The following is a 22,938-nucleotide window of genomic DNA, read 5'->3' as shown; positions in this document are numbered from 1 at the left end:
CGCCCGCCGCGGCCGAGCACGTGGTCGGCCGCGGCGGGCGGGGTCCAGCGGGGGTTCAGCGAGAGGTCACAGGTCCAGGACGAGGACCACGTGCTCGACGTCCTCGCGCTCGGCGCGCCAGCCCTCGCGGAAGCCCAGCTTGGCGGCCACCGCGAGGCTCGCCGCATTGCCGGGCGCCACGATCGTGATGAGCCGCGGCAACCGCACGGCCTCGCGGGCGTGCGCGATCCAGGCCGCACCCGCCTCGGTGGCGTACCCGCGGCCCCAGGCGTCCCGGGCCAGGCGGTAGCCGAGCTCGACGTCGTCGGGGTACCAGCGGTGCCGGTGCAACCCCGCGAACCCCAGGAACCGCCCGTCCTCGCGGCGCTCCACCGCGGCCAACCCGAACGGGGCGGCCTCGGCCGCCGCGGACTGCACGAAGGCGGCGTCGCAGCGGTCGGCGAACGCGTCGGAGGCCTCCCGGTCCAGCACCGAGGGGAGGTGGCGCATCACCTCCGGGTCGGCGTTGAGCGCCGCGAAGGGTTCCCGGTCCCCCGCCGCCCACCGCCGCAGCAGCAGGCGCGGGGTCTCGATCCGGAAACCCTCCGCGGCGCTCGGCACGGGCTTCAGGCCGGGACCACGTTGACGAGCTTGGGAGCGCGCACGACGACGGTCCGCAGCTCGCGGCCGCCGATCGCCTGCTGCACCTTCTCGCTGGCCAGGGCCAGCTCGCGCAGCGCGTCCTGGGTGATGTCCGGGGACACCTCCAGGCGGTCGCGGACCTTGCCCTGCACCTGCACGACGCAGGTGACGGTCTCCTGCACCAGCAGCGACTCGTCCACCGCGGGCCAGCCGGCGCGCGCGACGGACGGCTCGTGCCCCAGCAGCGACCACATGTCCTCGGCCGCGTACGGCGCGAACAGGCTCAGCACGACGGCGATCGCCTCGACGGCCTCCCGCACAGCGGGGTCGGCCGGGCCGGGGCCCGCGTCGACCGCCTTGCGGGTGGCGTTCACCAGTTCCATGACGCGGGCGACGGCCACGTTGAACCGGTACGCCTCGACGTGCTGGGAGACCTCGTGCAGCGTGCGGTGCGTCACGGCGCGCAGCGCGGCGTCCCCGGTGGCCGGGTCGGCGCCGGGCTGCGAGGTGACGTCCCGCGCCAGCCGCCACGCGCGGCCGAGGAACTTCGCCGACCCCGACGGCGAGACGTCGGCCCAGTCGATGTCGTCCTCCGGCGGGCCGGCGAACGACATCGTCAGGCGCACCGCGTCGACGCCGTGCTCCTCCAGCTGCTCGGACAGCCGGACGATGTTGCCCTTGGACTTGCTCATCGCCGAGCCGTCCATGAGGACCATGCCCTGGTTCAGCAGCCGCGCGAACGGCTCGTCGAAGGGCAGGTACCCCATGTCGTGCAGCACCTTGGTGATGAACCGCGCGTACAGCAGGTGCAGGATCGCGTGGGTCACGCCGCCGACGTACTGGTCGATGGGGCCCCACTGCGCGATGAGGTCCTTGTCGAAGGGCTGCGTGTCGTCCCGCGGGGAGACGAAGCGCAGGTAGTACCAGGACGAGTCGACGAAGGTGTCCATCGTGTCCGGGTCGCGCCGGGCCGGGGAGCCGTCGACCGGGCTGGGCACGTTGACCCAGTCCTCGGCGGCACCCAGCGGCGAGGTGCCCTTGGGCGTGAGGTTCAGCCCCTCGCTCGGCGGCAGCAGCACCGGCAGCTGGTCCTCGGGGACCGGGACCTCACCGGTCTCGGTGTGCACGATCGGGATCGGGGTGCCCCAGTAGCGCTGGCGGGAGATGAGCCAGTCGCGCAGCCGGTAGTTCTTCGCCGGCCGGCCCTTGCCGGCCGCCTGCAGCAGCTCGACCGCCTTGGCGATGCCCGCCGCCTTGTCCAGCCCGTCCAGCTCCCCGGAGTTCACCAGGACGCCGTCGCCGGCGGTCGCCGTGCCCGAGGTCGCCGGGTCCGGCAGCGGCTCGCCGTCCTCGTCGCGGACGTCGACGACCACGCGCACCGGCAGCCCGAAGGTGCGGGCGAAGTCCAGGTCGCGCTGGTCGTGGGCGGGGACGGCCATGATGGCGCCGGTGCCGTAGTCGGCCAGGACGTAGTCGGCCGCCCAGATCGGCAGCAGCTCGCCGTTGACGGGGTTGACCGCGGAGCGCCCCAGCGGCACGCCCGTCTTCTCCCGCTCCGAGGACAGCCGGTCGATGTCGGAGGTCTCCTGCACCCGGGTGCGGTACTCCGCGAACGCCGCGCGCACGTCCTCGTCGGCTCCGGCCGCCAGCTCCTCGGCCAGGTCGGAGTCGGCGGCGACGACCATGAACGTCGCACCGTGCAGGGTGTCCGGGCGCGTGGTGTAGACGGTGACCGGCTCGTCGCGGCCCTCGATGGCGAACTCGACCTCGGCGCCGGTGGAGCGCCCGATCCAGTTGCGCTGCATGCTGATGACCTTGGCGGGCCAGGCGCCCTCCAGGGCGTCCAGGTCGTCCAGCAGCCGGTCGGCGTACTCGGTGATCCGGAAGTACCACTGGGTCAGCTTCTTCTTGACGACCTTCGCGCCGGAGCGCTCGGAGGTGCCGTCGGGCAGGACCTGCTCGTTGGCCAGCACCGTCTGGTCGACCGGGTCCCAGTTGACCAGCGAGTCCTTGCGGTAGGCCAGGCCGCGCTCGTAGAGCTTCAGGAACAGCCACTGGTTCCACTTGTAGTACTCGGGGTCGGAGGTGTGCAGCACGCGGTCCCAGTCGAAGGAGCACGCGTAGCGGCGCATCGAGGCCCGTTGCTGGGCGATGTTGTCGTAGGTCCACCCGCGCGGGTCCAGGCCGCGCTTGATGGCCGCGTTCTCGGCCGGCAGGCCGAAGGCGTCCCAGCCGATGGGGTGCATGACGTCGAAGCCGCGCTGCACCCAGTAGCGCGCGATGACGTCACCGAGCGCGTACGCCTCGGCGTGACCCATGTGCAGGTCGCCGGAGGGGTACGGGAACATGTCGAGCACGTACTTCTTCGGGCGCGGATCGCCCGGCGCACCGCTCTTGAACGGCTTCAGCTCGTCCCAGACCGGCAGCCACTTGTCCTGCAGCGCGAACGCGTCGTAGCGCTGCTCGTCCTGCTCCTCGCGCGGGCTGGTCCCGGCGTCGGTCTGCGTCATCTCGTCCTCCCGGTGCACTCGTGCGTCCCGCCCGCAGACGTGGAAAGACCCCTCGCTCAGGAGGGGTCGCGGCGCCGGCACCTGCGCATGCGCAGCAGCTCAGCGCCGTCCGGGAAGTCGGCGGGTCAGCACCTGCCCAGCCTACCGCGCGGCGGGCGCGCGCTCAGGCGCCCGGGCGCTCGGGGCGCGCGGAGCGGTCGCTGCGGCGCCGTCCCCAGCCGTGCACGGGCGTGCTGCGGCGCAGCGCCCGCCGCTGCGCCAGGGCCTGCTCGGCCCGCACCAGCAGGTCGGCGACCTGCCCCTCGTCCCAGGGCGCGAGCACGGCCGCCCCGACCTCGACGGCCATCCGCGCCGAGCGCTCCCCGCCCTCGCCCTGCGCCCGGTCCTGCAGGCGGTGCTGGGCCAGGCCGACGCGCACGCGGCGCTCCAGCTCCTGCGCGTGCAGGCCGGCACCCGGCCCCAGCACGAGGAAGCGGCCCTCGTCGTCGCGCGCCACGACGTCGGAGGTGCGGGTGGCCCCCCGCAGCGCGGCCGCGACGGCGGCCTCGCGGTGCTCGCGCTGCTCGCGCAGCTCCTGCGAGCCCGGGGCGGGACCGCCCAGCTGCACCGCCGGGGTGACCTCCACGACGCAGGCGTGCACCGCACCGCCGGAGCGGCGCGCGGACTCCAGCACCTGACGGCCCACCAGCAGCAGCCCGCGGCGGTTCAGCAGCCCGGTGGCCTCGTCGCTGACGCTCTCGTCGCGCGCGGCCTCCAGCGCCAGCAGCAGCGACTCGACGGCGTCCTCGGCCTCGCGGTGGGCGCGGGCGGCCGCGGCCAGCGCCGCCGCCAGCAGGACCACCAGCAGCAGCGCCCCGGCGAGCGCGACCGCCAGCGCCGCGGTCGCGGAGGCCAGCGCGGCGGTGACCGCCGCGCCGACGGCCGCGAGGGCGAGCACCCCGGCGACGGCCGCGAGCCACGGCCGGGAGGACCGCCCGCTGCCCGCGCGGCGGGGAGGGTGGACCGGCTGGGCTCGGGACGCATCGCTCACCCCGACGTGCTCGGCACGCCGCGGGGCCGGCTGGATGCGTCGAGCGGGTGATGCGGCCCGAGGGCCGGCCGACGGGTCGGTCGCCGGGTCAGCCGACGGGCAGGCGGGAGAACTCCCCCGCCCGCCGCACCTGGTCCGCGGTGGGCCTCACCCCGGTGTAGAGGCTGAACTGCTCGGCGGCCTGCAGCGCGGCCACCTCGGTGCCGGTGACGACCTCGGCGCCGGTGCGGCGGGCCAGCCGGACCAGCGGGGTGTCCTCGGGGACGGCGACGACCTCCAGGACCGCTGCGGCGGCCTGCACGACCTCCGGCGCGACGGGCAGCTCGTCCGCGGCGGGACCGCCGGCCATGCCGACCGGGGTGGCGTTGACGAGCAGCGCCGGGCGCTGCTCGCCCAGGGCGGGCAGCCAGCGGGCGCCGTAGGCCTGCGCGAGCGCGCGCCCGGCCGCCTCGTTGCGGGCGACGACCAGCAGGTCGCCGAAGCCGCTGTCGCGCAGGGCCGCCACGCACGCCTTCGCCATGCCGCCGCTGCCCAGCACGGCGGTGGTGCCGGCGGGGGTGATGCCGTGGGAGGCGATCAGTCCCGCGACGGCGAGGTAGTCGGTGTTGCAGGCCAGCAGGTGCCCGTCGGTGTTGACGATGGTGTTGACCGACCGGATCGCCGCCGCCGAGGGCTGCAGCTCGTCCACGAGCGGGATGACCGCCTCCTTGAACGGCATGGAGATGCCGGCGCCGCGGATGCCCAGGGCCCGGATGCCGCCGACGGCCGCGGCGACGTCGTTCGTCGTGAACGCCTTGTAGACGTAGTCGAGGCCGAGCTCGGCGTAGAGGAAGTTGTGGAAGCGGGTGCCGAGGTTGCTCGGGCGCCCCGACAGCGAGATGCACAGCTGGGTGTCCTTGGAGATCACCCGCCCATCCTGCCGCGTGCGGGAACACCCCTGAGAGCTTGACCGTTCAAAGAACCGTGAAGCGCATCGGGTTCCTCTCCTTCGGCCACTACCAGCCGGTTCCCGGCTCGGCCGCGCGCACGGCGCGCGACGCGCTCGTGCAGACCGTCGAGCTCGCGGTGGCCGCCGAGGAGCTCGGCTTCGACGGCGCCTACGTGCGGGTGCACCACTTCGCCCGCCAGCAGGCGGCCCCCTTCCCCGTGCTGGCGGCGATGGCCGCCCGCACCAGCCGCATCGAGCTGGGCACCGGCGTCATCGACATGCGCTACGAGAACCCCCTGCACATGGCCGAGGAGGCCGCGCAGACCGACCTGCTCTCCGGCGGCCGCCTGCAGCTCGGCGTCAGCCGCGGCTCACCCGAGCCCGCCCTGCACGGCCCGGCGACCTTCGGGCACGTGCCCGCCGAGGGCGAGAGCGAGGCGGACATGGCCCGCCGCCACACCGACGTCTTCCGCCGCGCGATCGCCGGGGTGGGCGTGGCCGAGTCCGACCCGCGGACGACCGGCCGCTCGGTCCTGCTGCCGGTGCTGCCGCAGTCGCCCGGGCTGGCCGAGCGGATCTGGTGGGGCTCCGGGACCCGCGCGACCGCCCGCTGGGTCGCCGAGCAGGGCATGAACCTCATGAGCTCCACCCTGCTCACCGAGGACACCGGCGTGCCCTTCGACGAGCTGCAGGCCGAGCAGATCGCGCTCTACCGGCAGGTCTGGAAGGACTCCGGCTGGCAGCGCGAGCCCCGCGTCTCCGTCAGCCGCAGCGTCATGCCCATCGTCAACGACCTCGACGAGGCCTACTTCGGCCGCGAGCGCAGCTCCACCGACACCGTGGGCTCCCTCGGCGAGCCGGGCCTGGCCCGCTTCGGCAAGACCTACGCCGGCGACCCCGACGTCGTCGCCGAGCAGCTGTCCAAGGACGCCGCCGTGCGCGAGGCCGACACCCTGCTGGTGACGATCCCCAACGCCCTGGGCGTGGACTACAACACCCACCTCATGCGCTCGATCGTCGAGCACGTGGCCCCGGCCGTCGGCTGGAGCCGCAGCGCCTGAGCACGAGCCGGGCGCACCGCGCCCGGGCGGCGCGGCGGCGAGGGGGCCGCGGGGCTGGCGAGCGGGCCGGGACGGGAGCACCCTGGTGCTCCTGGTCCCGGCCCGTGCCGCAGGAGGCCGACGTGGGCGACAGCGCAGCGCTCGAGGACGCCGCACCCGGTGGCGCGGCCGCGCCGCGCTCCCCGGCCCGCTCCCCGGCCCGCCGCACCCTGCTGGCCGGCGCGCTCGCCGCCGCGGCGGTCCCCCGCGCCCTCGGCCCGGCGCCGTCCCCGCACCCCGCCACCGGCCTGCCGGCGCTGCGGGCGTGCGGTGCGAGCGCGTGGGCGCTGGACCTGCGCACCGGCGCCCGGCTGGCCCACCGCCCCGACGTGCCGCGCCCGCTGCTGTCCCTGCACGCGGGGCTGGTGGCGGCGCAGCTGCTGCGCACCGGCGGACCGGCGGTCCTGCGCCGGCACCTGCGCTTCTCCCCCGACGACCTCGTCGACGGCTCCCCCGTCTGCTGCTGGCACCTGTCCGAGGGCATGAGCGTCGGGCAGCTGTGCGACGCCGCGCTGCGGCGGGCCGACGCCACCGCCGCCAACCTGCTGCTGGGGCTCGTCGGCGGCCCGCGCGGGTTCACCCGCTCCTGCCGCGAGCTGGGCGACCGCACGACCCGCCTGGACCGCTGGGCGCCGGCCAGCAGCGGCGGGCAGCCGTGGGAACCGCGCGACGTGACCAGCGCGACGGCGCTGGCCCGCGGCTACGGCCGGGTCCTCGTCGGCACCGCGCTGCCCGCCCCCGCGCGCCCGCTGCTGCGCTCGTGGCTGCCCACCGCGCCGCTGCCGGGCGGGTGGTGCTTCACCCACGCGGCGGCCACCGGCTGGTACGGCAGCGCGGCCGTGGTGGGCCTGGCGCAGCGCGGGGCCCGCACCGTCCTCGTCAGCGCGCTCACGCGCAGCGGGCAGCCGTCGACGCGGGGATCGGCGCGGACGGCGCGCGCGGCGGTGGCGAGCGTCCTGCAGCTGCTGGAGGGCGGCTGAGGCACCCCGACCCGGGGGGCTCCGCCCGGGACGCACGAAGGGCCCGGACGGATGTCCGGGCCCTTCGTCGAGGTGGAGCTGAGGGGATTCGAACCCCTGACCCCCTCCATGCCATGGAGGTGCGCTACCAGCTGCGCCACAGCCCCTTGCTCGTCACCCTGGCGTTCCCGCCCGGCAACGAGGACAACACTACCGCACTCCGCGCGGTGCTCGTGACGACCCCCGCGGCGGGGGTTCGCACGAGGCGCCTCAGCCCTCGGCGCCCACACCCGCACCGGCCGGCCCGGCGTTGTACTCCGCCAGCGACCAGCCCTCCGCCCGCCTGCGCAGCACCGCCCAGCGGGCGTTGCGGAAACCGGCGAAGGCGCCGCCGGCGGTGACGGGGAGGCCGAGCAGGCGCAGCAGCGCCGCCTTCAGCGCCGCCCCGTGCGAGGCGACGACGAGGGTGCCGCCGTCGTCGACGGCCTCGGCGTGGCGCTGCACGGCCGCGGCGGTGCGCTCGGCCACCTCGGCGCGCGTCTCACCGCCGCCGATGCGCAGGTCCTCCCCGCGCCGCCAGGCCGCGTACTCCTGCGGCCACTGCGCGGTGATCTCGTGGTGCAGCAGCCCCTGCCAGCGCCCGGCGTCGACCTCGCGCAGAGCGGGGTCCAGCTGCGCGGGCACACCGCTGAGCGCCGTGAGGGCGGCCGCGGTGTCCGCGGCGCGCGAGAGGTCGGAGGCGACGAGCACGTCCACGCCGAGCGCGGCCAGGTGCGCGGCCGCCTCCCGCGCCTGGGCGCGCCCGACCTCGTCCAGGGGGACGTCGAGCTGGCCCTGGAAGCGGTTCTCGGCGTTGAACGGGGTGCGCCCGTGCCGCCAGAGGACGAGGGTCGAGGCCGTCACGCCTGGCTGTCGGGAGCCGTCGCCGGCACCGGCAGCTCGATGGGCGGGCAGTCCTTCCACAGCCGCTCGAGGGCGTAGTACTCGCGCTCCTCGGCGTGCTGGACGTGGACGACGACGTCGACGAAGTCGAGCAGGACCCAGCGGCCCTCGCGCTCGCCCTCGCGGCGCACGGGCTTGGCGCCCAGGGGCAGCAGCTTCTCCTCGACCGCCTCGGCGATGGCCCGGACCTGGCGCTCGTTGGGCGCGGAGGCGAGCAGGAAGGCGTCGGTGATGAACAGCTGGTCGGACACGTCGAGCGCGATGACGTCGGTGGCGAGCTTGTCCATCGCGGCGGCCGCTGCGCTGGTCACCAGCTCGAGGGATCGCTCGGATGCGGGCACGGAACTCCTCGGTCGGCCCCGGCCGGCAGCGGCGCGGGGGTTCGGTCAGTCCTGCGATTCTCCCACGGCGGCGGGCTCGGTCCGGGCGGCCCGGGTGTAGAGGCGGTGCTTGCTGATGTGCTGCACGACGCCGTCGGGCACGAGGTACCACACGGGCAGGCCGTCGGCGACGCGCGTGCGGCAGTCGGTGGAGGAGATCGACAGCGCCGGCACCTCCAGCAGGCTGACCCCGTCCATCGGCAGGCCGTCGTCGCTCAGCGCGTGCCCGGGGCGGCTGACGCCCACGAAGTGGGCCAGCGACCACAGCTCCGCGACGTCCTTCCACTGCAGGATCTGCGCGAGGGCGTCGGCGCCCGTGATGAAGAACAGGTCCGCCTCGGGCCGCAGGTCGCGCAGCTCGCGCAGGGTGTCGATCGTGTAGGTGAACCCGCCGCGCTCGATGTCGATGCGCGAGACGGTGAAGCGCGGGTTGGAGGCCGTCGCGATGACGGTCATGAGGTAGCGGTGCTCGGCCGGGGTGATGTCGCGGCGCGACTTCTGCCACGGCCGGCCGGTCGGCACGAACACGACCTCGTCGAGCTCGAAGCGCGCCGCGACCTCGCTGGCGGCCACCAGGTGCCCGTGGTGGATGGGGTCGAACGTGCCGCCCATGACCCCGAGCCTCGGGCGGCGCCCCCCCGGACCGGGGGCTGCCGCCGGCGAGGAGGGAGCTGTCTCGGGTGGCACGGCGGAGGAGGTCAGTGGCGGGAGCCGGAGTTCTTGAACGCCCAGGTCACCAGGAGCATGGCGAGCAGGATGCAGAGCGCGACGATGCCGAACGCGACCGGGGGCATGGGCAGCTCGACGCCGTGCTCCTCGGTCTGCTGAGCGGCTTGCGCGACGAGCGCGTGCAGCATGGGGATCCTCCAGGTCGGGCGGGCACTCGTCCCTCATCCTCGCACGCCGCCCGGCGACCGGCCGCGCGGGTGTGCGAGAGGATCACCGCGTGTCCGCCCGCCCCGACCCGCCCCGGGCCGAGGACCGGCCCGCCCTGTCCGTCGTCGTGCCCGCCTACGACGAGGCCGAGGTGCTGCCCTCCTTCGCCGCCCGGCTGCGTCCCGTGCTCGACGACCTCCTGGCGCGCGGGCTGGCCGGCTACGAGGTCCTCGTCGTCGACGACGGCAGCACCGACGCCACCCCCGTCGTCCTGGCGCGCCTGCGCCGCGACTGGCCGCAGCTGCGCGTGGTGCGGCTGCGCACCAACGCCGGCCACCAGGCGGCGCTGTCGGCGGGCCTGGCCCGCGCCCGCGGCCGCGACGGCGTCGTGACGATGGACGCCGACGTGCAGGACCCGCCGGAGCTGCTGCCGCGGCTGCTGGCCGCGGCCCGCGACGGCGCCGACGTCGTCTACGCCGTGCGCGAGGACCGCTCCGTCGACAGCCGGCTCAAGCGGCTGACCGCGGCGGCCTTCTACCGCCTCGTGCGCGCCCTGGGCGGCACCGCCCCCGCGCAGGCCGGTGACTACCGCTTCACCAGCCGGGTCGTCGTGGACACCGTCCTGGGCCTGCCCGAGCAGCACCGGGTGCTGCGGCTGGTGGTGCCCGAGCTCGGCTTCGCCTCCGCCCGGGTGGGGTACGTGCGCGAGGCCCGCGGGGCCGGCCGCACCAAGTACCCGCTGGTGCGGATGCTGCGGCTGTCGGTGGACGCCATCACCGGCTCCTCCACCGCCCCGCTGCGGCTGGCGACGTTCTTCGGCCTCGGCGGCGCCGCGCTGACGACGCTGCTGCTGGTGTACGCGCTGGTCTCGTTCGCGGCCGGCTCCACGGTGCCGGGCTGGACCTCGACCCTGGCCGTGGTGGCCGGGGTGGGCACCCTGCAGCTGCTGTGCCTGGGGGTGCTCGGCGAGTACGTCGGCCGCCTCTACGTGCAGCTGCAGGGGCGGCCGGCGTACCTGGTCGCCGGCGACAGCCTCGAGGAGGGCCCGCCGGGGGGCGAGGAGCCCCGGGAGGGGCCTCAGAGGCGCACGTGACCGTCGCCGAGGACCTGCCAGGTCGTCGTCGTCAGCTCCGACAGGCCCATGGGCCCGCGCGCGTGCAGCTTCTGCGTCGAGATGCCCACCTCGGCGCCCAGGCCGAACTCCCCGCCGTCGGTGAAGCGCGTCGAGGCGTTGACCGCGACGACGGCGGAGTCGACGGCGGCGCAGAAGTGCTCGGCGACCCGCACGTCGGTGGCCAGCACCGCCTCGGTGTGCCCGGAGGACCAGCGGGCGATGTGCTCGACGGCCTGCTCGACGGAGTCCACGACCCCGACGGCGATCTCCAGGCCGTGATACTCCGCGGCCCAGTCCGCGTCGGTCACCGCGACCGAGGGCACCCCCGCCGCCTCGGCCGCCGCGCGCGACGCGGCGTCGGCGTGCAGCACCACCCCCGCACCGTGCAGGGCGCTCAGCAGCGTCGGCAGGAAGTCGGCCGCGAGCGCGGAGTGCACCAGGACGGTCTCGGCGGCGTTGCACACGCTGGGCCGCGACGTCTTGGCGTTGAGGACGACGTCGACGGCCTGGCGCAGGTCCGCGGAGGCGTCGACGTAGACGTGGCAGTTGCCCACGCCCGTCTCGATGACCGGCACGGTCGCCTCGCGCACCACGCGCTGGATGAGCTCGGCGCCGCCGCGGGGCACGAGCAGGTCCACGAGCCCGCGGGCGGTGAGCAGCACGCCCACGCCGTCGCGGCCGTGCTCGTCGATGCTCGTGACGGCGTCGGCGGGCAGGCCCGCGGACTCCAGGGCCGCGCGCAGCACCTGCACGAGCACCGTGTTGGTGGAGGCGGCGGCGGACCCGCCGCGCAGCACGACGGCGTTGCCGCTCTTGAGGGCGAGGACCGCGACGTCGACGGTGACGTTGGGGCGGGCCTCGTAGACGACGCCGAGCACGCCCATCGGCACCCGCAGCTGGCGCAGCCGCAGGCCGTTGGGCAGCGTCGAGCCGCGCACGACCTCCCCGACCGGGTCGGGCTGGGCGGCGACCTCGCGCACGGCGGCGGCCACGGCGGCCACCCGCGGCGGGTCCAGGCGCAGCCGGTCCAGCAGGTGCGGGGAGGTGCCCTGCGCCCGGCCGCGGGCCAGGTCCTCCTCGTTGGCCGCGACGATGCGCTCGGTGGCGGCCACGAGGGCGTCGGCGACGGCGAGCAGCGCGGCGTCCTTGGCGGCCCGCGTGGCCACCCGCAGCGGTCGCGAGGCGGCCTTGGCGCGGCGGCAGACCGCGAGGACGGCCTCCTCCAGGGAGGGGGCGGCGGGGGCGGCGGCGTCGAGCGCGGGTGCCTCGAGGGTCATGGGGACAGGGTAGGACGCGGGGGCCCCGGTCCTCACCCGCGTTCCCCCGCGCTCACCAGGGGGCGATGTCGCCGATGAGGTCCAGCGAGCGGGTGCGCGGCCGCGCGCCGGCGTGCGGACGGCGCCGGGCGCCCTGCTGGGCGCTCTGCTGGGCGACCCGGTGCTCGACGGTGGTGCGGTCGACGACCTCCACGCCCACCACCGACCACGGCGGCAGCCCGGTGCGGCTGCGGTGCTCCGGCCACAGCCGCAGGGCCATCGCGGCGGCGTCGTCGACGTCGCGCGCCTCGTCCCAGTAGCGCAGCTCCACGCGGGTGGCGGAGTAGCGCACGCTGGAGAGGAACGGGTGCTCGTCCAGCAGCCGGTCCAGCGCCGCCCGCAGCTCCTCGACCTCGACCGCCTCACCGGCGACCGTCAGCGTCACCGACCACAGCGGCAACGACGGCTCCACCACACCCGGCTCCCCGGCTCGACGCTGCTCGCTGCTGGAGGGGCTCAGCGCCCCAGGAGCACCAGGTGGTCGCGGTGGACCACCTCGCGCTCGTAGGCCGGACCCCACTGCCGGGCGAGCTCGCGCGTCGACCGGCCGAGCATGTCCGGCAGTTCCTCCGAGGAGTAGTTCACCAGCCCGCGGGCCAGCGCGTGGCCGTTTCGGTCCACGAGGTCCACGGGGTCACCCGCGCGGAAGCGCCCGGTCACGCCGGTCACGCCCGCGGGCAGCAGCGACGAGCGGCCCTGGCGCACCGCGCGCACGGCGCCGTCGTCGAGCACGAGGCGCCCGGCGGGGGCGGCGGCGTGCGCCAGCCACAGCTGCCGGGTGCTGCGGCGGGCCCGGCGCGCGGCCGGCACCGGGAACCAGGTCCCCACGTCGGCGCCGTCGAGCGCCTGCGCCGCCAGCGCCGCGGAGGTGACCAGCGCCGGCACCCCGGCGGCCACCGCGATCGAGGCGGCCTCCACCTTCGTCGCCATCCCGCCGGTGCCCACGCCCGCGGCACCGGCCGCCCCGATGCTCACCCCGGCGAGGTCCTCCGGCCCGCGCACGGTGCGCAGCCGCTGCGCGCCCGGCCGCGAGGGAGGCGCGTCGTAGAGGGCGTCGACGTCGGAGAGCAGCACCAGCGCGTCGGCGCGCACGAGGTGCGCCACCAGCGCGGCGAGGCGGTCGTTGTCGCCGAAGCGGATCTCGTGGGTGGCCACGGTGTCGTTCTCGTTGACCACCGGCACGACGCCCAGGCCCAGCAGCCGCTCCAGGGTGCGCTGGGCGTTGCCGTAGTGGGTGCGGCGCACGACGTCCTCGGCCGTCAGCAGGACCTGCCCGACGGTCAGCCCCGCGTGGGCGAAGGCCCGGGCGTACTCGGCCAGCAGCAGCCCCTGCCCCACGCTCGCCGCGGCCTGCTGGCTGGCCAGGTCGCGCGGGCGCTTGGGCAGCCCCAGCGGCGCCAGCCCGGCGGCGATGGCGCCGGAGGAGACGAGGACGACCTGCCCGCCGGCGGCGCGCCGCGCGGCGAGGACGTCCACGAGCGCGTCCAGCCGCGAGGCGTCCAGCCCGCCGGCGGCGGTCGTCAGCGACGAGGAGCCGACCTTGACGACGACGCGGTCGGCCCGGCGCAGCTCCTCGCGCCGGGCCACCGCCGCAGGGGTGCTCACCGTTCGGGGAGCTCCTCGTCGGCGGCGCCGACGGACGTGCGCTCGACCGGGGCCCCGGGCTCGTCGTCGGCGGTCCAGTGCCCGGCGCGGCGCTCGACCTCCAGCTCCTCGCGCGCGGCCGCCTTGGCGGCGCGGCGCTCGCGCTCGTGCTCGCGCTTGGTGGCGCGGGTGGGGCGCGAGTGGTCCTCCAGGCGCAGGTCGCTGCCGCGCTGGCCGAGCACCTCGGCGCCGGAGACCATCGTGGGCTCCCAGTCGAAGACGACGGCGTTGGCGTCGTCGCCGATGACGACCTCGGCCCCGGGGGTGGCGCCGGCCTTGAACAGCTCGTCCTCCACGCCCAGCCGGGCGAGCCGGTCGGCGAGGTAGCCGACGGCCTCGTCGTTGGTGAAGTCGGTCTGGCGCACCCAGCGGCGCGGCTTCTCCCCGCGCACCCGGAAGCGGACCCGGCGGTCCTCGACGTCGCCGTACTCCTCGCGCGTCACCGCGAAGCCGGTCTCGTCGACGGCGGGCGGGTTGAGCACGACGCGGGTGGGCACGGCCTCGGGCGCCGCGGCGCGGGCCGCCCGCACGAGCTCGGCCATGGCGAAGGCCAGCTCGCGCAGACCCGCGTGCGAGGCCGCCGAGACGACGAGGACGGGGTCGCCCCGCCGCTCCAGGTCGGCGCGGACGATCTCGGCCATCTCCTGGGCGTCGGGCACGTCCGCCTTGTTGATGGCGATGATGCGCGGGCGCTCCTGCAGCGGCACGGTGCCCTCGTCGACGGGGTAGGCGGCCAGCTCCTTCTCGATGGCCTCCAGGTCGCTGACCGGGTCGCGGTCGCTCTCCAGGTTCGCGCCGTCGAGCACGTGCACGAGCGCCACGCAGCGCTCGACGTGGCGCAGGAAGTCCAGGCCGAGCCCGCGCCCCTCGCTGGCGCCGGGGATGAGCCCGGGCACGTCGGCGACGGTGAAGCGGGTGTCCCCGGCCTCCACGACCCCCAGGTTGGGCACGAGGGTCGTGAACGGGTAGTCGGCGATCTTCGGCCGGGCCGCGGACATCGCCGCGACGAGGCTGGACTTGCCGGCGCTGGGGAAGCCGACGAGCGCGACGTCGGCGAGGGTCTTCAGCTCCAGGACGACGTCGCGGGCGTCACCGGGCTCGCCCAGCAGCGCGAAGCCGGGGGCCTTGCGGCGGGGGGAGGCCAGGGCGGCGTTGCCCAACCCGCCGCGGCCGCCCGCCGCGGCGATGTAGCGGGTGCCGGCGCCGACCATGTCCGCCAGCAGCTCGCCGGTGGCCGAGCGCACGATCGTGCCGTCGGGCACGCCGATGACCAGGTCCTCGCCCTCGGCGCCGTTGCGGTGCGAGCCCATGCCGAAGCGGCCGTCGGGCGCGCTGCGGTGCGGGCGGCGGTGCAGCTCCAGCAGGGTGGTGACCTGGGGGTCGACCTCGAGGACGACGTCGCCGCCGCGGCCGCCGTTGCCGCCGTCCGGCCCGCCGAGCGGCTTGAACTTCTCGCGGTGCACCGACGCGCAGCCGTTGCCGCCGTCACCGCCGGCGACGTGCAGGACAACGCGGTCCACGAAGTGGGTGGACATGACGGCTTCTCCGAGTCTCTGGCAGGTCCCCGGCCTCCTCGCGGGAGGGCCGGAGCGGGGTGGAACGCGCGGAGGGGCGGACCGGTTGCCCGGCCCGCCCCTCCGCGATCACGACTGGTGCGTCGTCACTCGCCTGCAGCGACGATGTTGACGACCTTGCGGCCACGACGGGTGCCGAACTCGACGGCGCCCGGGACCAGCGCGAACAGCGTGTCGTCGCCGCCGCGGCCCACACCCGCACCGGGGTGGAAGTGGGTGCCGCGCTGGCGGACGAGGATCTCGCCCGCGCTGACGACCTGACCGCCGAAGCGCTTCACACCGAGGCGCTGCGCCGCGGAGTCACGACCGTTGCGCGAGGAGCTCGCGCCCTTCTTGTGTGCCATGAGCTGACGTCACTCCCCGATGCTGGTGATCTTGACGCGGGTCAGCTTCGCGCGGTGACCCTGGCGCTTGCGGTACCCGGTCTTGTTCTTGTACTTGAGGATCGTGATCTTGGGGCCCTTGGCCTCCTCGACCACCTCGGCGGTGACCTTGACACCCGCGAGCGCAGACGCGTCGTGGGTGACGGTCTCGCCGTCGACGAGGAGCAGGGGCTGCAGCTGGAGGGTTTCTCCGCTGGCCACGGGAACCCGGTCGATGGTCAGCACGTCGCCGACCGAGACCTTCTCCTGCCGGCCGCCGGCGCGGACGATGGCGTACACCACAACGAACCCGTTTCTCTCGTCACGAACTGGAACGCCACCGGACTGACTGGGCAGTCGGAGGCTCGCGCACGATGGCGCACCAGGGGTCAAGCGTACGGAACGCATGCCCCGGGGGTCAAAACGACCGGCCGGCCGGAGCCGGCGCGGTTCACTCCTCGGCCACCGCGACGGCCCCGTGGACCGCCTGGGCGGCCGCCTCGACCGCCGACTCCAGGGCCGCCACCGACGGGCGCGGGGCCTCGTCGGCACCGCTCTCGTCGGTCTCCTTGTCCCGGCGGCCGGCCGCGGCGACGGCCGCGATGGCCGCCAGCACGGCGGGGTCCTTGGCCGCTTCCTTGACGGCAGCCGCCGGGGCGGCGGGCGCCTCGACGACCTCCTCGACGGCCTTGTCCCGGCCGCGGCCGCGCCGCGAGCGGGACTTGCCGCCGTTGGAGCCGCCGTTGGAGCCGGCACCGTTCGAGCCGCCGTTGGAGCCGGCACCGTTCGAGCCGCCGCTGGAGCCGGCACCCGCCGAGCCGTTGGCACCCGCGGAGCCGCCGGAGGCCGCGGAGGCGGGCTCACCGGCCTCCTCGAGCTCCTCGAGCACGGCGGCCAGCCCCTGGCCGGTGCGCTTGCGGGTCATCTGCACCAGGCCCAGCGAGGTCACCTCGGCCACCTGGTGCTTGGTGCGGTCGCGGCCCAGGCACTCCACGAGCCGGCGCAGCACGAGGTCGCGGTTGGACTCCAGGACCATGTCGATGAAGTCGATGACGATGATCCCGCCGATGTCGCGCAGCCGCAGCTGGCGGACGATCTCCTCCGCGGCCTCGAGGTTGTTGCGCGTCACCGTCTCCTCGAGCGTGCCGCCCGCACCGGTGAACTTGCCGGTGTTGACGTCGATGACGTGCATCGCCTCGGTGGGGTCGATGACCAGCGAGCCGCCCGAGGGCAGCCACACCTTGCGGCCGAGGGCCTTCTGCAGCTGCTCGTCGACGCGGTGGTGGGCGAAGACGTCCTCCGGCCCGCTCCACCGCTCCAGGCGGTCGGCGAGGTCCGGGGCGACGTCGCCGACGTAGCCGTGCACGGTCTCCCACGCCTCGTCGCCGGAGATGACGAGCTTGGTGAAGTCCTCGTTGAAGACGTCGCGGACGACGCGCACGGTGAGGTCCGGCTCGCCGTGCAGCAGCACCGGCGCGTTCTTGCTCGAGGCCTTGGCCTGGATCGCCTCCCACGTCGCCTGCAGGCGCTGCACGTCGGCGGCGAGCTCCTCCTCGGAGACGCCCTCCGCGGCCGTGCGCACGATGACGCCGGCGCCCTCGGGGACGACCTTCTTGAGGACCTTCTTCAGCCGTGCGCGCTCGGTGTCGGGCAGCTTGCGGGAGATGCCCGTCATCGACCCGCGCGGGACGTAGACGAGGTAGCGGCCGGGCAGCGAGACCTGGCTGGTGAGCCGGGCCCCCTTGTGGCCCACGGGGTCCTTGGTGACCTGCACGAGGACGGGGTCGCCGGACTTCAGCGCGACCTCGATGCGCCGCGGCTGGCCCTCCAGCCCGGCGGCGTCCCAGTTGACCTCGCCGGCATACAGGACGGCGTTGCGGCCCTTGCCAACGTCGACGAACGCGGCCTCCATGCTGGGCAGCACGTTCTGGACGCGGCCGAGGTAGACGTTGCCGACCATCGTCGTCTGCGTGCGCCGGGCGCCGTAGTGCTCGACGAGGATGCCGTCCTCGAGCACGCCGATCTGCGTGCGGTCGTCCTGCTGGCGCACGACCATGACGCGCTCGACGCTCTCGCGGCGGGCGAGGAACTCGGCCTCGGTGAGGATGGCGCGCTTGCGGCCGGCCTCGCGGCCCTCGCGGCGGCGCTGCTTCTTGGCCTCCAGGCGCGTGGAGCCCTTGAGCGCGGTGATCTCGTCCTCGCCGGTGCCGGTGCTCGTGCTGCGCCCGCGGCGCGGCTCGCGGACCCGCACGACCGTGTTCGGCGGGTCGTCCGGCGACGGCTCCTCGCCCTCCCCGGCGCCCGAGCGGCGACGGCGGCGGCGGCGCCGGCGCGAGGAGCCCGAGGAGCCCTCGGCCTCGTCGTCGGTGTCGTCGGCGCCCTCGGCGTCCTCCTCGCCCGCGTCGGCGTCGGCGTCGGCGTCGACGGGCTCGGGCTCCTCCTCGCCCTCGTCCTCGTCGCCGTCCTGCGCGTCCTCGTCGCGGGTGCGCCCGCGGCGGCCGCGACCACCGCGGCGGCGGCGCCGGCGCGGGGAGCCGGGCTCCTCCTCGTCGCGCCCGAAGGCGTCCGCGGCCTCGTCGTCGGCCTCGGAGGCCTCCTCGAGGTCGTCGACGTCGTCGCCCTCGTCGTCCAGGTCGCGCTCGGGCGCCACGTCGGCGACCGGGCGGGTGGCGGAGCGGCGGACCGGCGCGTCCGGCGCACCGGTGGCGAGGAGGTCGGCGTCCTCGTCGGCGGCCTGGTCGACGTCCGCGCTGGGCGGCGGTCCGGCGGGTGCGGAGGCGCGGCGACGGCGCCGGGCGGGCGCCTCGGCGTCCGGGGCCTGGAAGAAGACCGCGGTGGCGCGCGCGGCGGCGTCGGCGGCGCGCTCGGCCTCGGTGGGCCGGCGCCCGGTGCGGGCGAAGCCCGCCGCGCGCAGCAGCACCGGGTCGTCCATGAGGTCGTCGTCGGCCGCGGCGACCGGCTCGGCGACCGGCTCGGCGACCGGCTCGGCGACCGGCTCGGCGACCGGCTCGGCGGTGGGGGCCTGCTCGGGCGCGACCTGCTCGGGCGCGGGCGGCTCGACGGGGGCGTCCTCGACGGGGGCGTCGGCGGCGATCGCGACCACCTGGTCGACGGCGGGCGCCTGCGCGGGAGCCGCGGCCTTGGCCCGGCTGCGGCGCCGGCGGGCGGGCGCGGCCGGAGCGGCGGGCACGGTCTGCTCGACGCTCGCCCCGGCGACCTCGCCCACGGGCTGCTCGACGGCCTGCTCGGCGGCGACCTGCACCGCCGCGGCCTCGACCGGCTCCTCGCGCGGGACCTCGGCCGCCTCCACGACGGGGGTCTCGGCGGAGGTCTCGGCGGAGGTCTCGGCGGGCGTCGCCGTCTTGCGGGTGGCGCGGCGGGTCCGGCGGCGCGGCGCTGCGGCCTCCGGAGCGGCCTCGACCTCGGCGGCGGGGGCGGTGGCCTGCGCGGGCGCCGCCGTCGGCACCTCCGGGACCTCCTGGGGCGCCGGGGCCGCGACCTCGTCGGTGCCCGCACCCGCAGCGGTGGCGGCGGGGTCCGCGGTGGTGGTGACGGGCACCGCGGGAGCGGTGGCCGGGGTGGGCTCGATCGCCACCGGCTCCAGGGGGGCCGGCGGTCCGGCGGGGCGGCTGGCGGCGCGGCGGCGGCGCGGGCGCGCCGCCGGGGTGGTCTCGCCGGCCGCTGCGGCGCCGTTGTCTTCAGGTGTGGTCGTCACGGGTGCTCCGTTGGGCTCGCTGCGGCCACTCCACCGGTGAACCCCGTGGCCGCGCGAGCGTCCTCGTCGGATTCGCCGGGTGGGTCGGCCCGCACCCGACGGAAGTCCTCGGTGCACCAGCGGGTCCGCGCGTGGCGTCGACCCGCTCGTGCCGCCGGCGGTCGTCGTCCCCGACGTGGTCCGGGGCGCCTGCGAGGTCCTTCCACTGGACCGCGGCGCTGCCCGGAGCCCGCGCGGTGGGCGGCGGTCTCGACGGCGGGCCGGGCGCCCGGTGTTGGGAACGCTCGACCACGGGCAGTGTCTCACAGCCCCTCCGGCGGCGGCGGCGCACCGATCCCGGCGATCCCCTCCCGCGAGGCGGGCGGTGTCCGCTACGCTCGCGGCAACACCATCCAGAGTGGCCGAGAGACCTGGCTCGACGACGCCACAGCAACCACCGCACGCGTGCGGCAGGTGCTCCCGCCAGGGGCGATGGAGGACACGAAGTGATCCGCAGCACCCTGCTCACCCGGCGCCACCACGTCGACCTGTCCCGGTGCACGGCCTCGGCCTGTCCCGCGGCGCCGGCGCGCACCAGCGCGCGCCGGGGGACGCCGCTCGGCCTGGCCTGACGGCCACCCGGCGTCCCCGCCCCACCCCTCCCCCGCGCGCAGCGCGCACCCCCCTCGACGGACCCCGCGCGTCCGCCTACCCACGGAGCACACCCATGCCCGCGTCCCGCCGCACCCCCCGCACGCCCTCCCCCGCCGGCGCACCCGCCCGGCTGCTCGCCTCCCGCCGCCGGGTCCTGTCCTCGGCCCTCGGCCTGGGCGCCCTCGCCGCCACCGGTCCGCTCGCCGCGTGCGGCGGCGGCGCCTCCGCCTCCGGCCTGGCGGCCGAGCGGGCCGTCGACCTGCGCGGCGCCACGATCAAGCTGATGGTCAACCAGCCGCACGTGCTGGCCTTCACCGAGCTGCTCGGGCCGCGCTTCGCGGAGGAGTTCGGCGGGGAGCTGCAGGTGACGGCCATCCCCTACGACCAGCTGACGAGCAAGCAGATCCTCGACGTACAGGGCGGTGACGGCGAGTTCGACGTCTTCGACTACTTCTACTTCGGCCTCGGCGAGCTGGTGGCCGCCGACGCCCTCGTCGACCTCACCGACTGGATCGGCGCCAACGACGACATCGCCGCCGACGACTTCCTGCCCTCGGTCTACGACCCGTACACGCTGCTGGACGGCAGGCGCTACGGGCTGCCCTTCGACGGCGACACGCACGTCCTCTACTACAACGCCGAGGTCTTCGACCGGTACGGCGTGGAGCCGCCGGCCACGTGGGACGAGTACGACGCGGCCGCCGCGAAGATCACCCGGGACTCCGGCGGCAGCGTCTACGGCGCGATCGTCGAGGGCCAGCAGGTGCCGATGATCCTCGGCTGCTCCTTCATCAACCGCCTGGCCGGCTACGGCGGCACGCTCGTGGACGCCGACGGGCAGCCGGCCTTCGCGGGCGAGGAGGGGCGGGCGGCGCTGCAGCACCTGATCGACGTGGCGCCCTCGGCGCTGCCGACGCCGCTGCAGACGGGCTTCGACCAGGCCAACTCGGCCTTCCTGTCCGGCCAGGGCGCGATGCTCGACACCTGGACCGACCTGGGCCTGAAGGCGCAGGACCCGGCGAGCTCGAAGGTCGTCGACAAGTGGGGCGTGGTCACCCTGCCGGTCGGCGGGAGCAACACCACCCCGCGCACCGCGCTGGACGCCGGCTTCGGGCTCGGGGTCTCCAGCGCCTCCGCCCAGCAGGACAAGGCCGCCGCCTTCGTGAAGTGGGCGACGAACCGGGACAACAACTTCCTGCTCGCCTCGACCGCGGGCTCCGGCATCGACCCGGCGCGCTCCAGCGTGCTGGGCTCCCCGGAGTACGCGGCGGCCGCCGGCGAGGCCACCGACGTCATCCGCGAGGGGCTGCAGGGCGACCCGCTGGCCTGGCCCAGCCGGGCCGGCGCGCCGAAGGCGCTGCAGGACCTCGTCGACCAGCTCGCGCTGGCCATCCAGGGCCGGCAGGAGCCGGCGGCGGCGCTGGAGGAGGCCGCCGACAGCTGGACGAGGGAGCTGGGGTGACCCAGCAGCTGGAGCGCACCGGGCTGCCGCACCAGCGCGGGGCCCGCACCGGCCGGCGCGCGGTGCCGCGCCGGCACCGCCCGGGGCACGTCCCGGGCTGGCTCGCCGCGCCCAGCCTGGTCGGGCTGGCGCTGCTGCTGGTCTACCCGACGGTGTTCGTCGTCCTGCTGGCGTTCACGGAGTCCTCGCTGGCGCGGCCGCTGCAGCGCTTCACCGGCACCGACAACCTCGTCGAGGCGTGGGAGTCGGTCGCGTTCGCCGGCTCGCTGGTGCGCTCGGTGCTGTTCGCGGTGCTCGCGGCGCTGCTGACCACGGTCCTGGGGGTGGCGCTGGCGCTGCTGCTGCACGCGCGCGGCACCCGGTTCGGGGCGGTGGGGACGATCCTGCTGCTGCCGCTGGTGACGCCGCCGGTCATGGTGGGCGTCGCCTGGAAGCTCATGCTCGCCCCCGTCGGCGGGGCGTTCGGCGGGCTGTTCTCGGCGATCGGGTTCCCCGGCGCCAACCCGCTGGGCGACGGCGTCGGCGCCTTCGGCGCGCTGGTCGTCGTGCACGTGTGGCAGTGGACCCCGCTGGTGACGCTGCTGGTGTTCGCCGCGCTGCTGGGCGTCCCCGAGGAGCTGCGGGAGGCCGCGGCGCTCGACGGCGCCGGGGCGCTGCGCGCGTTCACCTCGGTGACCTGGCCGGTGATCGCGCCCAACGTGCTCTCGGTGCTGCTGCTGGAGCTCGTCGTCGGGCTGAAGGTGTTCGACCTCGTCGCCGTCGTCACCCAGGGCGGGCCGGGGCTGTCGACGATCGTCAGCAGCTTCGAGATCTTCCGCACCGGGATGCGCGGCAGCTACGAGATCGGCACGGCGGCCGCGCAGACGCTGGTGTTCGGGCTGGTCGTGGGGCTGCTGACGACGGCCGTGACGCTGCTGCGCGCGCGGGCCGTGCGGGTGGAGTCGTGACCGCGGGCGCGCTGCGGCGCGGTGGTCTGCGCGTGGTCCTGGCGCTGGTGGCGTTCGTCGCCCTGGTGCCGCTGCTGTTCCTGGTCTCGCTGTCGCTGCGCGGCGTCGACGACATCGCCAACGGCGGCTGGCTGCCGACCCGCCTCGTCTGGTCGAACTTCCCCGAGGCGTTCGCGACCGTCCCGCTGTCGACGATGCTCACCAACTCCTGGGTGGTGGCCGCCGGCGCGACGCTGCTGACCTCGGTGGTGGCGGTGCCCGCGGCGTACGTGACGGCCCGCGCGGGCGCGCGCGGGGAGCGGCTGCAGGCGCTGCTGCTGGCCAGCTACTGCGCACCGCCCATCGTGGCGGTGCTGCCGCTGTACTACCTGCTCAAGCAGGCGGGGCTGACGAACTCGGCCCTCGGGCTGGTGCTGGTGAACGGCCTGGCGAACGTCCCGGTGGCGGTGTGGTTGCTCGACGGGTTCGTTCGCCGGATCCCGCTGGAGGTCGAGGAGGCCGGCTGGGTGGACGGGCTGTCGACCTCGCAGGGGCTGCTGCGGATCGTGCTGCCGCTGCTGGCCCCCGGCCTGGTCGCCGCGCTGCTGATCTGCCTGTTCCTGTCCTACAACGAGTTCCTCTTCGCGGTGTCGTTCTCGCAGAGCACGAGCAGCCAGACGCTGCCCGTCGGCCTGTCGTTGTTCCAGGGCGACCGCACCGTGCAGTTCGGCCAGCAGGCCGCGGCCTCGCTGGTCGGCATCGTGCCGATGTACGTGCTGGCGGTCGTGGCCCAGAAGTGGCTGGTCGGCGGGCTCTCCGCCGGCGCCGTGAAGTGATCGAGGAGGA

At 75.8% G+C, this 22,938-nt stretch carries 22 protein-coding genes, 1 tRNA gene and 1 riboswitch; of the genes, 7 read left to right on the top strand and 16 right to left on the bottom strand.

The genetic code is table 11. From position 1 onward, the window contains the following. Positions 1 to 66: 66 nt before the first annotated feature. The 4 genes from ACRYM2_RS04990 to ACRYM2_RS04975 form a co-directional block, all read right to left on the bottom strand. Positions 67 to 600 (bottom strand): GNAT family N-acetyltransferase, encoded by a 534-nt coding sequence (locus ACRYM2_RS04990; protein WP_432520341.1) that lies wholly within the window; start codon positions 598 to 600, stop codon positions 67 to 69. 5 nt (positions 601 to 605) lie between these two features. Then, positions 606 to 3,131, bottom strand: a complete 2,526-nt coding sequence (leuS, locus tag ACRYM2_RS04985; RefSeq protein WP_432520339.1) for a leucine--tRNA ligase — start codon at positions 3,129 to 3,131, stop codon at positions 606 to 608. Positions 3,132 to 3,294: 163 nt separating this feature from the next. Continuing rightward, entirely contained in the window at positions 3,295 to 4,161 is an 867-nt protein-coding gene (locus ACRYM2_RS04980) for a diguanylate cyclase domain-containing protein (protein ID WP_432520337.1), read from the bottom strand. 88 nt (positions 4,162 to 4,249) lie between these two features. Continuing rightward, on the bottom strand, positions 4,250 to 5,068 hold the full coding sequence (locus ACRYM2_RS04975; RefSeq protein ID WP_432520336.1) for a shikimate 5-dehydrogenase: 819 nt from the start codon (positions 5,066 to 5,068) through the stop codon (positions 4,250 to 4,252). 56 nt (positions 5,069 to 5,124) lie between these two features. Between ACRYM2_RS04975 and ACRYM2_RS04970 the strand changes: the two genes are divergently transcribed. After that, entirely contained in the window at positions 5,125 to 6,150 is a 1,026-nt protein-coding gene (locus ACRYM2_RS04970) for an LLM class flavin-dependent oxidoreductase (RefSeq protein WP_432520334.1), read from the top strand. 122 nt (positions 6,151 to 6,272) lie between these two features. After that, positions 6,273 to 7,169 (top strand): serine hydrolase, encoded by an 897-nt coding sequence (locus ACRYM2_RS04965; RefSeq protein WP_432520332.1) that lies wholly within the window; start codon positions 6,273 to 6,275, stop codon positions 7,167 to 7,169. A 73-nt stretch (positions 7,170 to 7,242) separates the two neighbouring features. Here ACRYM2_RS04965 and ACRYM2_RS04960 read toward each other — a convergent pair. The 5 genes from ACRYM2_RS04960 to ACRYM2_RS04940 form a co-directional block, all read right to left on the bottom strand. Beyond that, positions 7,243 to 7,315, bottom strand: a tRNA-Ala gene (locus tag ACRYM2_RS04960). A 103-nt stretch (positions 7,316 to 7,418) separates the two neighbouring features. After that, positions 7,419 to 8,051: a histidine phosphatase family protein gene (locus ACRYM2_RS04955; protein WP_432520331.1), complete on the bottom strand. Its 633-nt coding sequence runs from the start codon at positions 8,049 to 8,051 to the stop codon at positions 7,419 to 7,421. Beyond that, a complete protein-coding gene (rsfS, locus tag ACRYM2_RS04950) occupies positions 8,048 to 8,431 on the bottom strand; it encodes a ribosome silencing factor (RefSeq protein ID WP_432520330.1) in 384 nt (127 codons plus the stop codon). The genes ACRYM2_RS04955 and rsfS overlap by 4 nt, the downstream gene beginning before the upstream one ends. 45 nt (positions 8,432 to 8,476) lie before the next feature. Next, complete coding sequence (nadD, locus tag ACRYM2_RS04945; protein ID WP_432520329.1) at positions 8,477 to 9,157, bottom strand: nicotinate-nucleotide adenylyltransferase; 681 nt, start codon at positions 9,155 to 9,157, stop codon at positions 8,477 to 8,479. 11 nt (positions 9,158 to 9,168) lie between these two features. Next, the gene (locus tag ACRYM2_RS04940) at positions 9,169 to 9,327 is read right to left on the bottom strand and encodes a hypothetical protein (RefSeq protein WP_432520328.1); all 159 of its coding nucleotides are present in this window, start codon (positions 9,325 to 9,327) and stop codon (positions 9,169 to 9,171) included. Positions 9,328 to 9,416: 89 nt separating this feature from the next. Between ACRYM2_RS04940 and ACRYM2_RS04935 the strand changes: the two genes are divergently transcribed. Further along, the gene (locus ACRYM2_RS04935; RefSeq protein ID WP_432520326.1) at positions 9,417 to 10,439 is read left to right on the top strand and encodes a glycosyltransferase family 2 protein; all 1,023 of its coding nucleotides are present in this window, start codon (positions 9,417 to 9,419) and stop codon (positions 10,437 to 10,439) included. Here the strand turns inward: ACRYM2_RS04935 and ACRYM2_RS04930 are convergent. The 7 genes from ACRYM2_RS04930 to ACRYM2_RS04900 form a co-directional block, all read right to left on the bottom strand. Continuing rightward, positions 10,424 to 11,737 carry a glutamate-5-semialdehyde dehydrogenase gene (locus tag ACRYM2_RS04930; RefSeq protein ID WP_432520325.1) on the bottom strand — a complete coding sequence of 438 codons (1,314 nt, stop codon included), beginning with the start codon at positions 11,735 to 11,737 and terminating at the stop codon, positions 10,424 to 10,426. The two genes, ACRYM2_RS04935 and ACRYM2_RS04930, sit on opposite strands and share 16 nt — an antisense overlap. 52 nt (positions 11,738 to 11,789) lie before the next feature. Next, positions 11,790 to 12,191: a DUF8830 family protein gene (locus ACRYM2_RS04925; RefSeq protein ID WP_432520324.1), complete on the bottom strand. Its 402-nt coding sequence runs from the start codon at positions 12,189 to 12,191 to the stop codon at positions 11,790 to 11,792. 41 nt (positions 12,192 to 12,232) lie between these two features. Further along, a complete protein-coding gene (gene proB, locus ACRYM2_RS04920; protein WP_432520322.1) occupies positions 12,233 to 13,381 on the bottom strand; it encodes a glutamate 5-kinase in 1,149 nt (382 codons plus the stop codon). After that, positions 13,378 to 14,955: a GTPase ObgE gene (gene obgE, locus ACRYM2_RS04915; protein ID WP_432520320.1), complete on the bottom strand. Its 1,578-nt coding sequence runs from the start codon at positions 14,953 to 14,955 to the stop codon at positions 13,378 to 13,380. Before obgE ends, proB begins: the two co-directional genes overlap by 4 nt. 125 nt (positions 14,956 to 15,080) lie before the next feature. Next, on the bottom strand, positions 15,081 to 15,338 hold the full coding sequence (gene rpmA / locus ACRYM2_RS04910) for a 50S ribosomal protein L27 (RefSeq protein WP_166616108.1): 258 nt from the start codon (positions 15,336 to 15,338) through the stop codon (positions 15,081 to 15,083). Positions 15,339 to 15,347: 9 nt separating this feature from the next. Continuing rightward, positions 15,348 to 15,659 carry a 50S ribosomal protein L21 gene (gene rplU, locus ACRYM2_RS04905; protein ID WP_432520319.1) on the bottom strand — a complete coding sequence of 104 codons (312 nt, stop codon included), beginning with the start codon at positions 15,657 to 15,659 and terminating at the stop codon, positions 15,348 to 15,350. Positions 15,660 to 15,807: 148 nt separating this feature from the next. Next, positions 15,808 to 19,071, bottom strand: coding sequence for an Rne/Rng family ribonuclease (locus tag ACRYM2_RS04900; RefSeq protein ID WP_432520317.1), 3,264 nt, complete (start codon positions 19,069 to 19,071; stop codon positions 15,808 to 15,810). A gap of 385 nt (positions 19,072 to 19,456) precedes the next feature. Continuing rightward, a riboswitch (SAM riboswitch) is annotated at positions 19,457 to 19,549 on the top strand. Positions 19,550 to 19,556: 7 nt separating this feature from the next. Here ACRYM2_RS04900 and ACRYM2_RS04895 point away from each other — a divergent pair. The 4 genes from ACRYM2_RS04895 (at position 19,557) to ACRYM2_RS04880 (ending at position 22,928) form a co-directional block, all read left to right on the top strand. Continuing rightward, entirely contained in the window at positions 19,557 to 19,682 is a 126-nt protein-coding gene (locus ACRYM2_RS04895; RefSeq protein ID WP_432520315.1) for a hypothetical protein, read from the top strand. Positions 19,683 to 19,777: 95 nt separating this feature from the next. Next, positions 19,778 to 21,166 (top strand): ABC transporter substrate-binding protein, encoded by a 1,389-nt coding sequence (locus ACRYM2_RS04890; protein WP_432520313.1) that lies wholly within the window; start codon positions 19,778 to 19,780, stop codon positions 21,164 to 21,166. Continuing rightward, positions 21,163 to 22,113, top strand: coding sequence for a carbohydrate ABC transporter permease (locus tag ACRYM2_RS04885; RefSeq protein ID WP_432520311.1), 951 nt, complete (start codon positions 21,163 to 21,165; stop codon positions 22,111 to 22,113). The genes ACRYM2_RS04890 and ACRYM2_RS04885 overlap by 4 nt, the downstream gene beginning before the upstream one ends. After that, the gene (locus ACRYM2_RS04880; protein WP_432520309.1) at positions 22,110 to 22,928 is read left to right on the top strand and encodes a carbohydrate ABC transporter permease; all 819 of its coding nucleotides are present in this window, start codon (positions 22,110 to 22,112) and stop codon (positions 22,926 to 22,928) included. The genes ACRYM2_RS04885 and ACRYM2_RS04880 overlap by 4 nt, the downstream gene beginning before the upstream one ends. Positions 22,929 to 22,938 lie beyond the last annotated feature (10 nt).

The sequence above is a fragment of the Kineococcus aridisoli genome, assembly GCF_050871885.1.
GTDB lineage: Bacteria > Actinomycetota > Actinomycetes > Actinomycetales > Kineococcaceae > Kineococcus.
The sequence above is the reverse complement of the archived record's forward strand: the minus strand, read 5'-3'. Positions and strand labels throughout refer to the sequence as shown.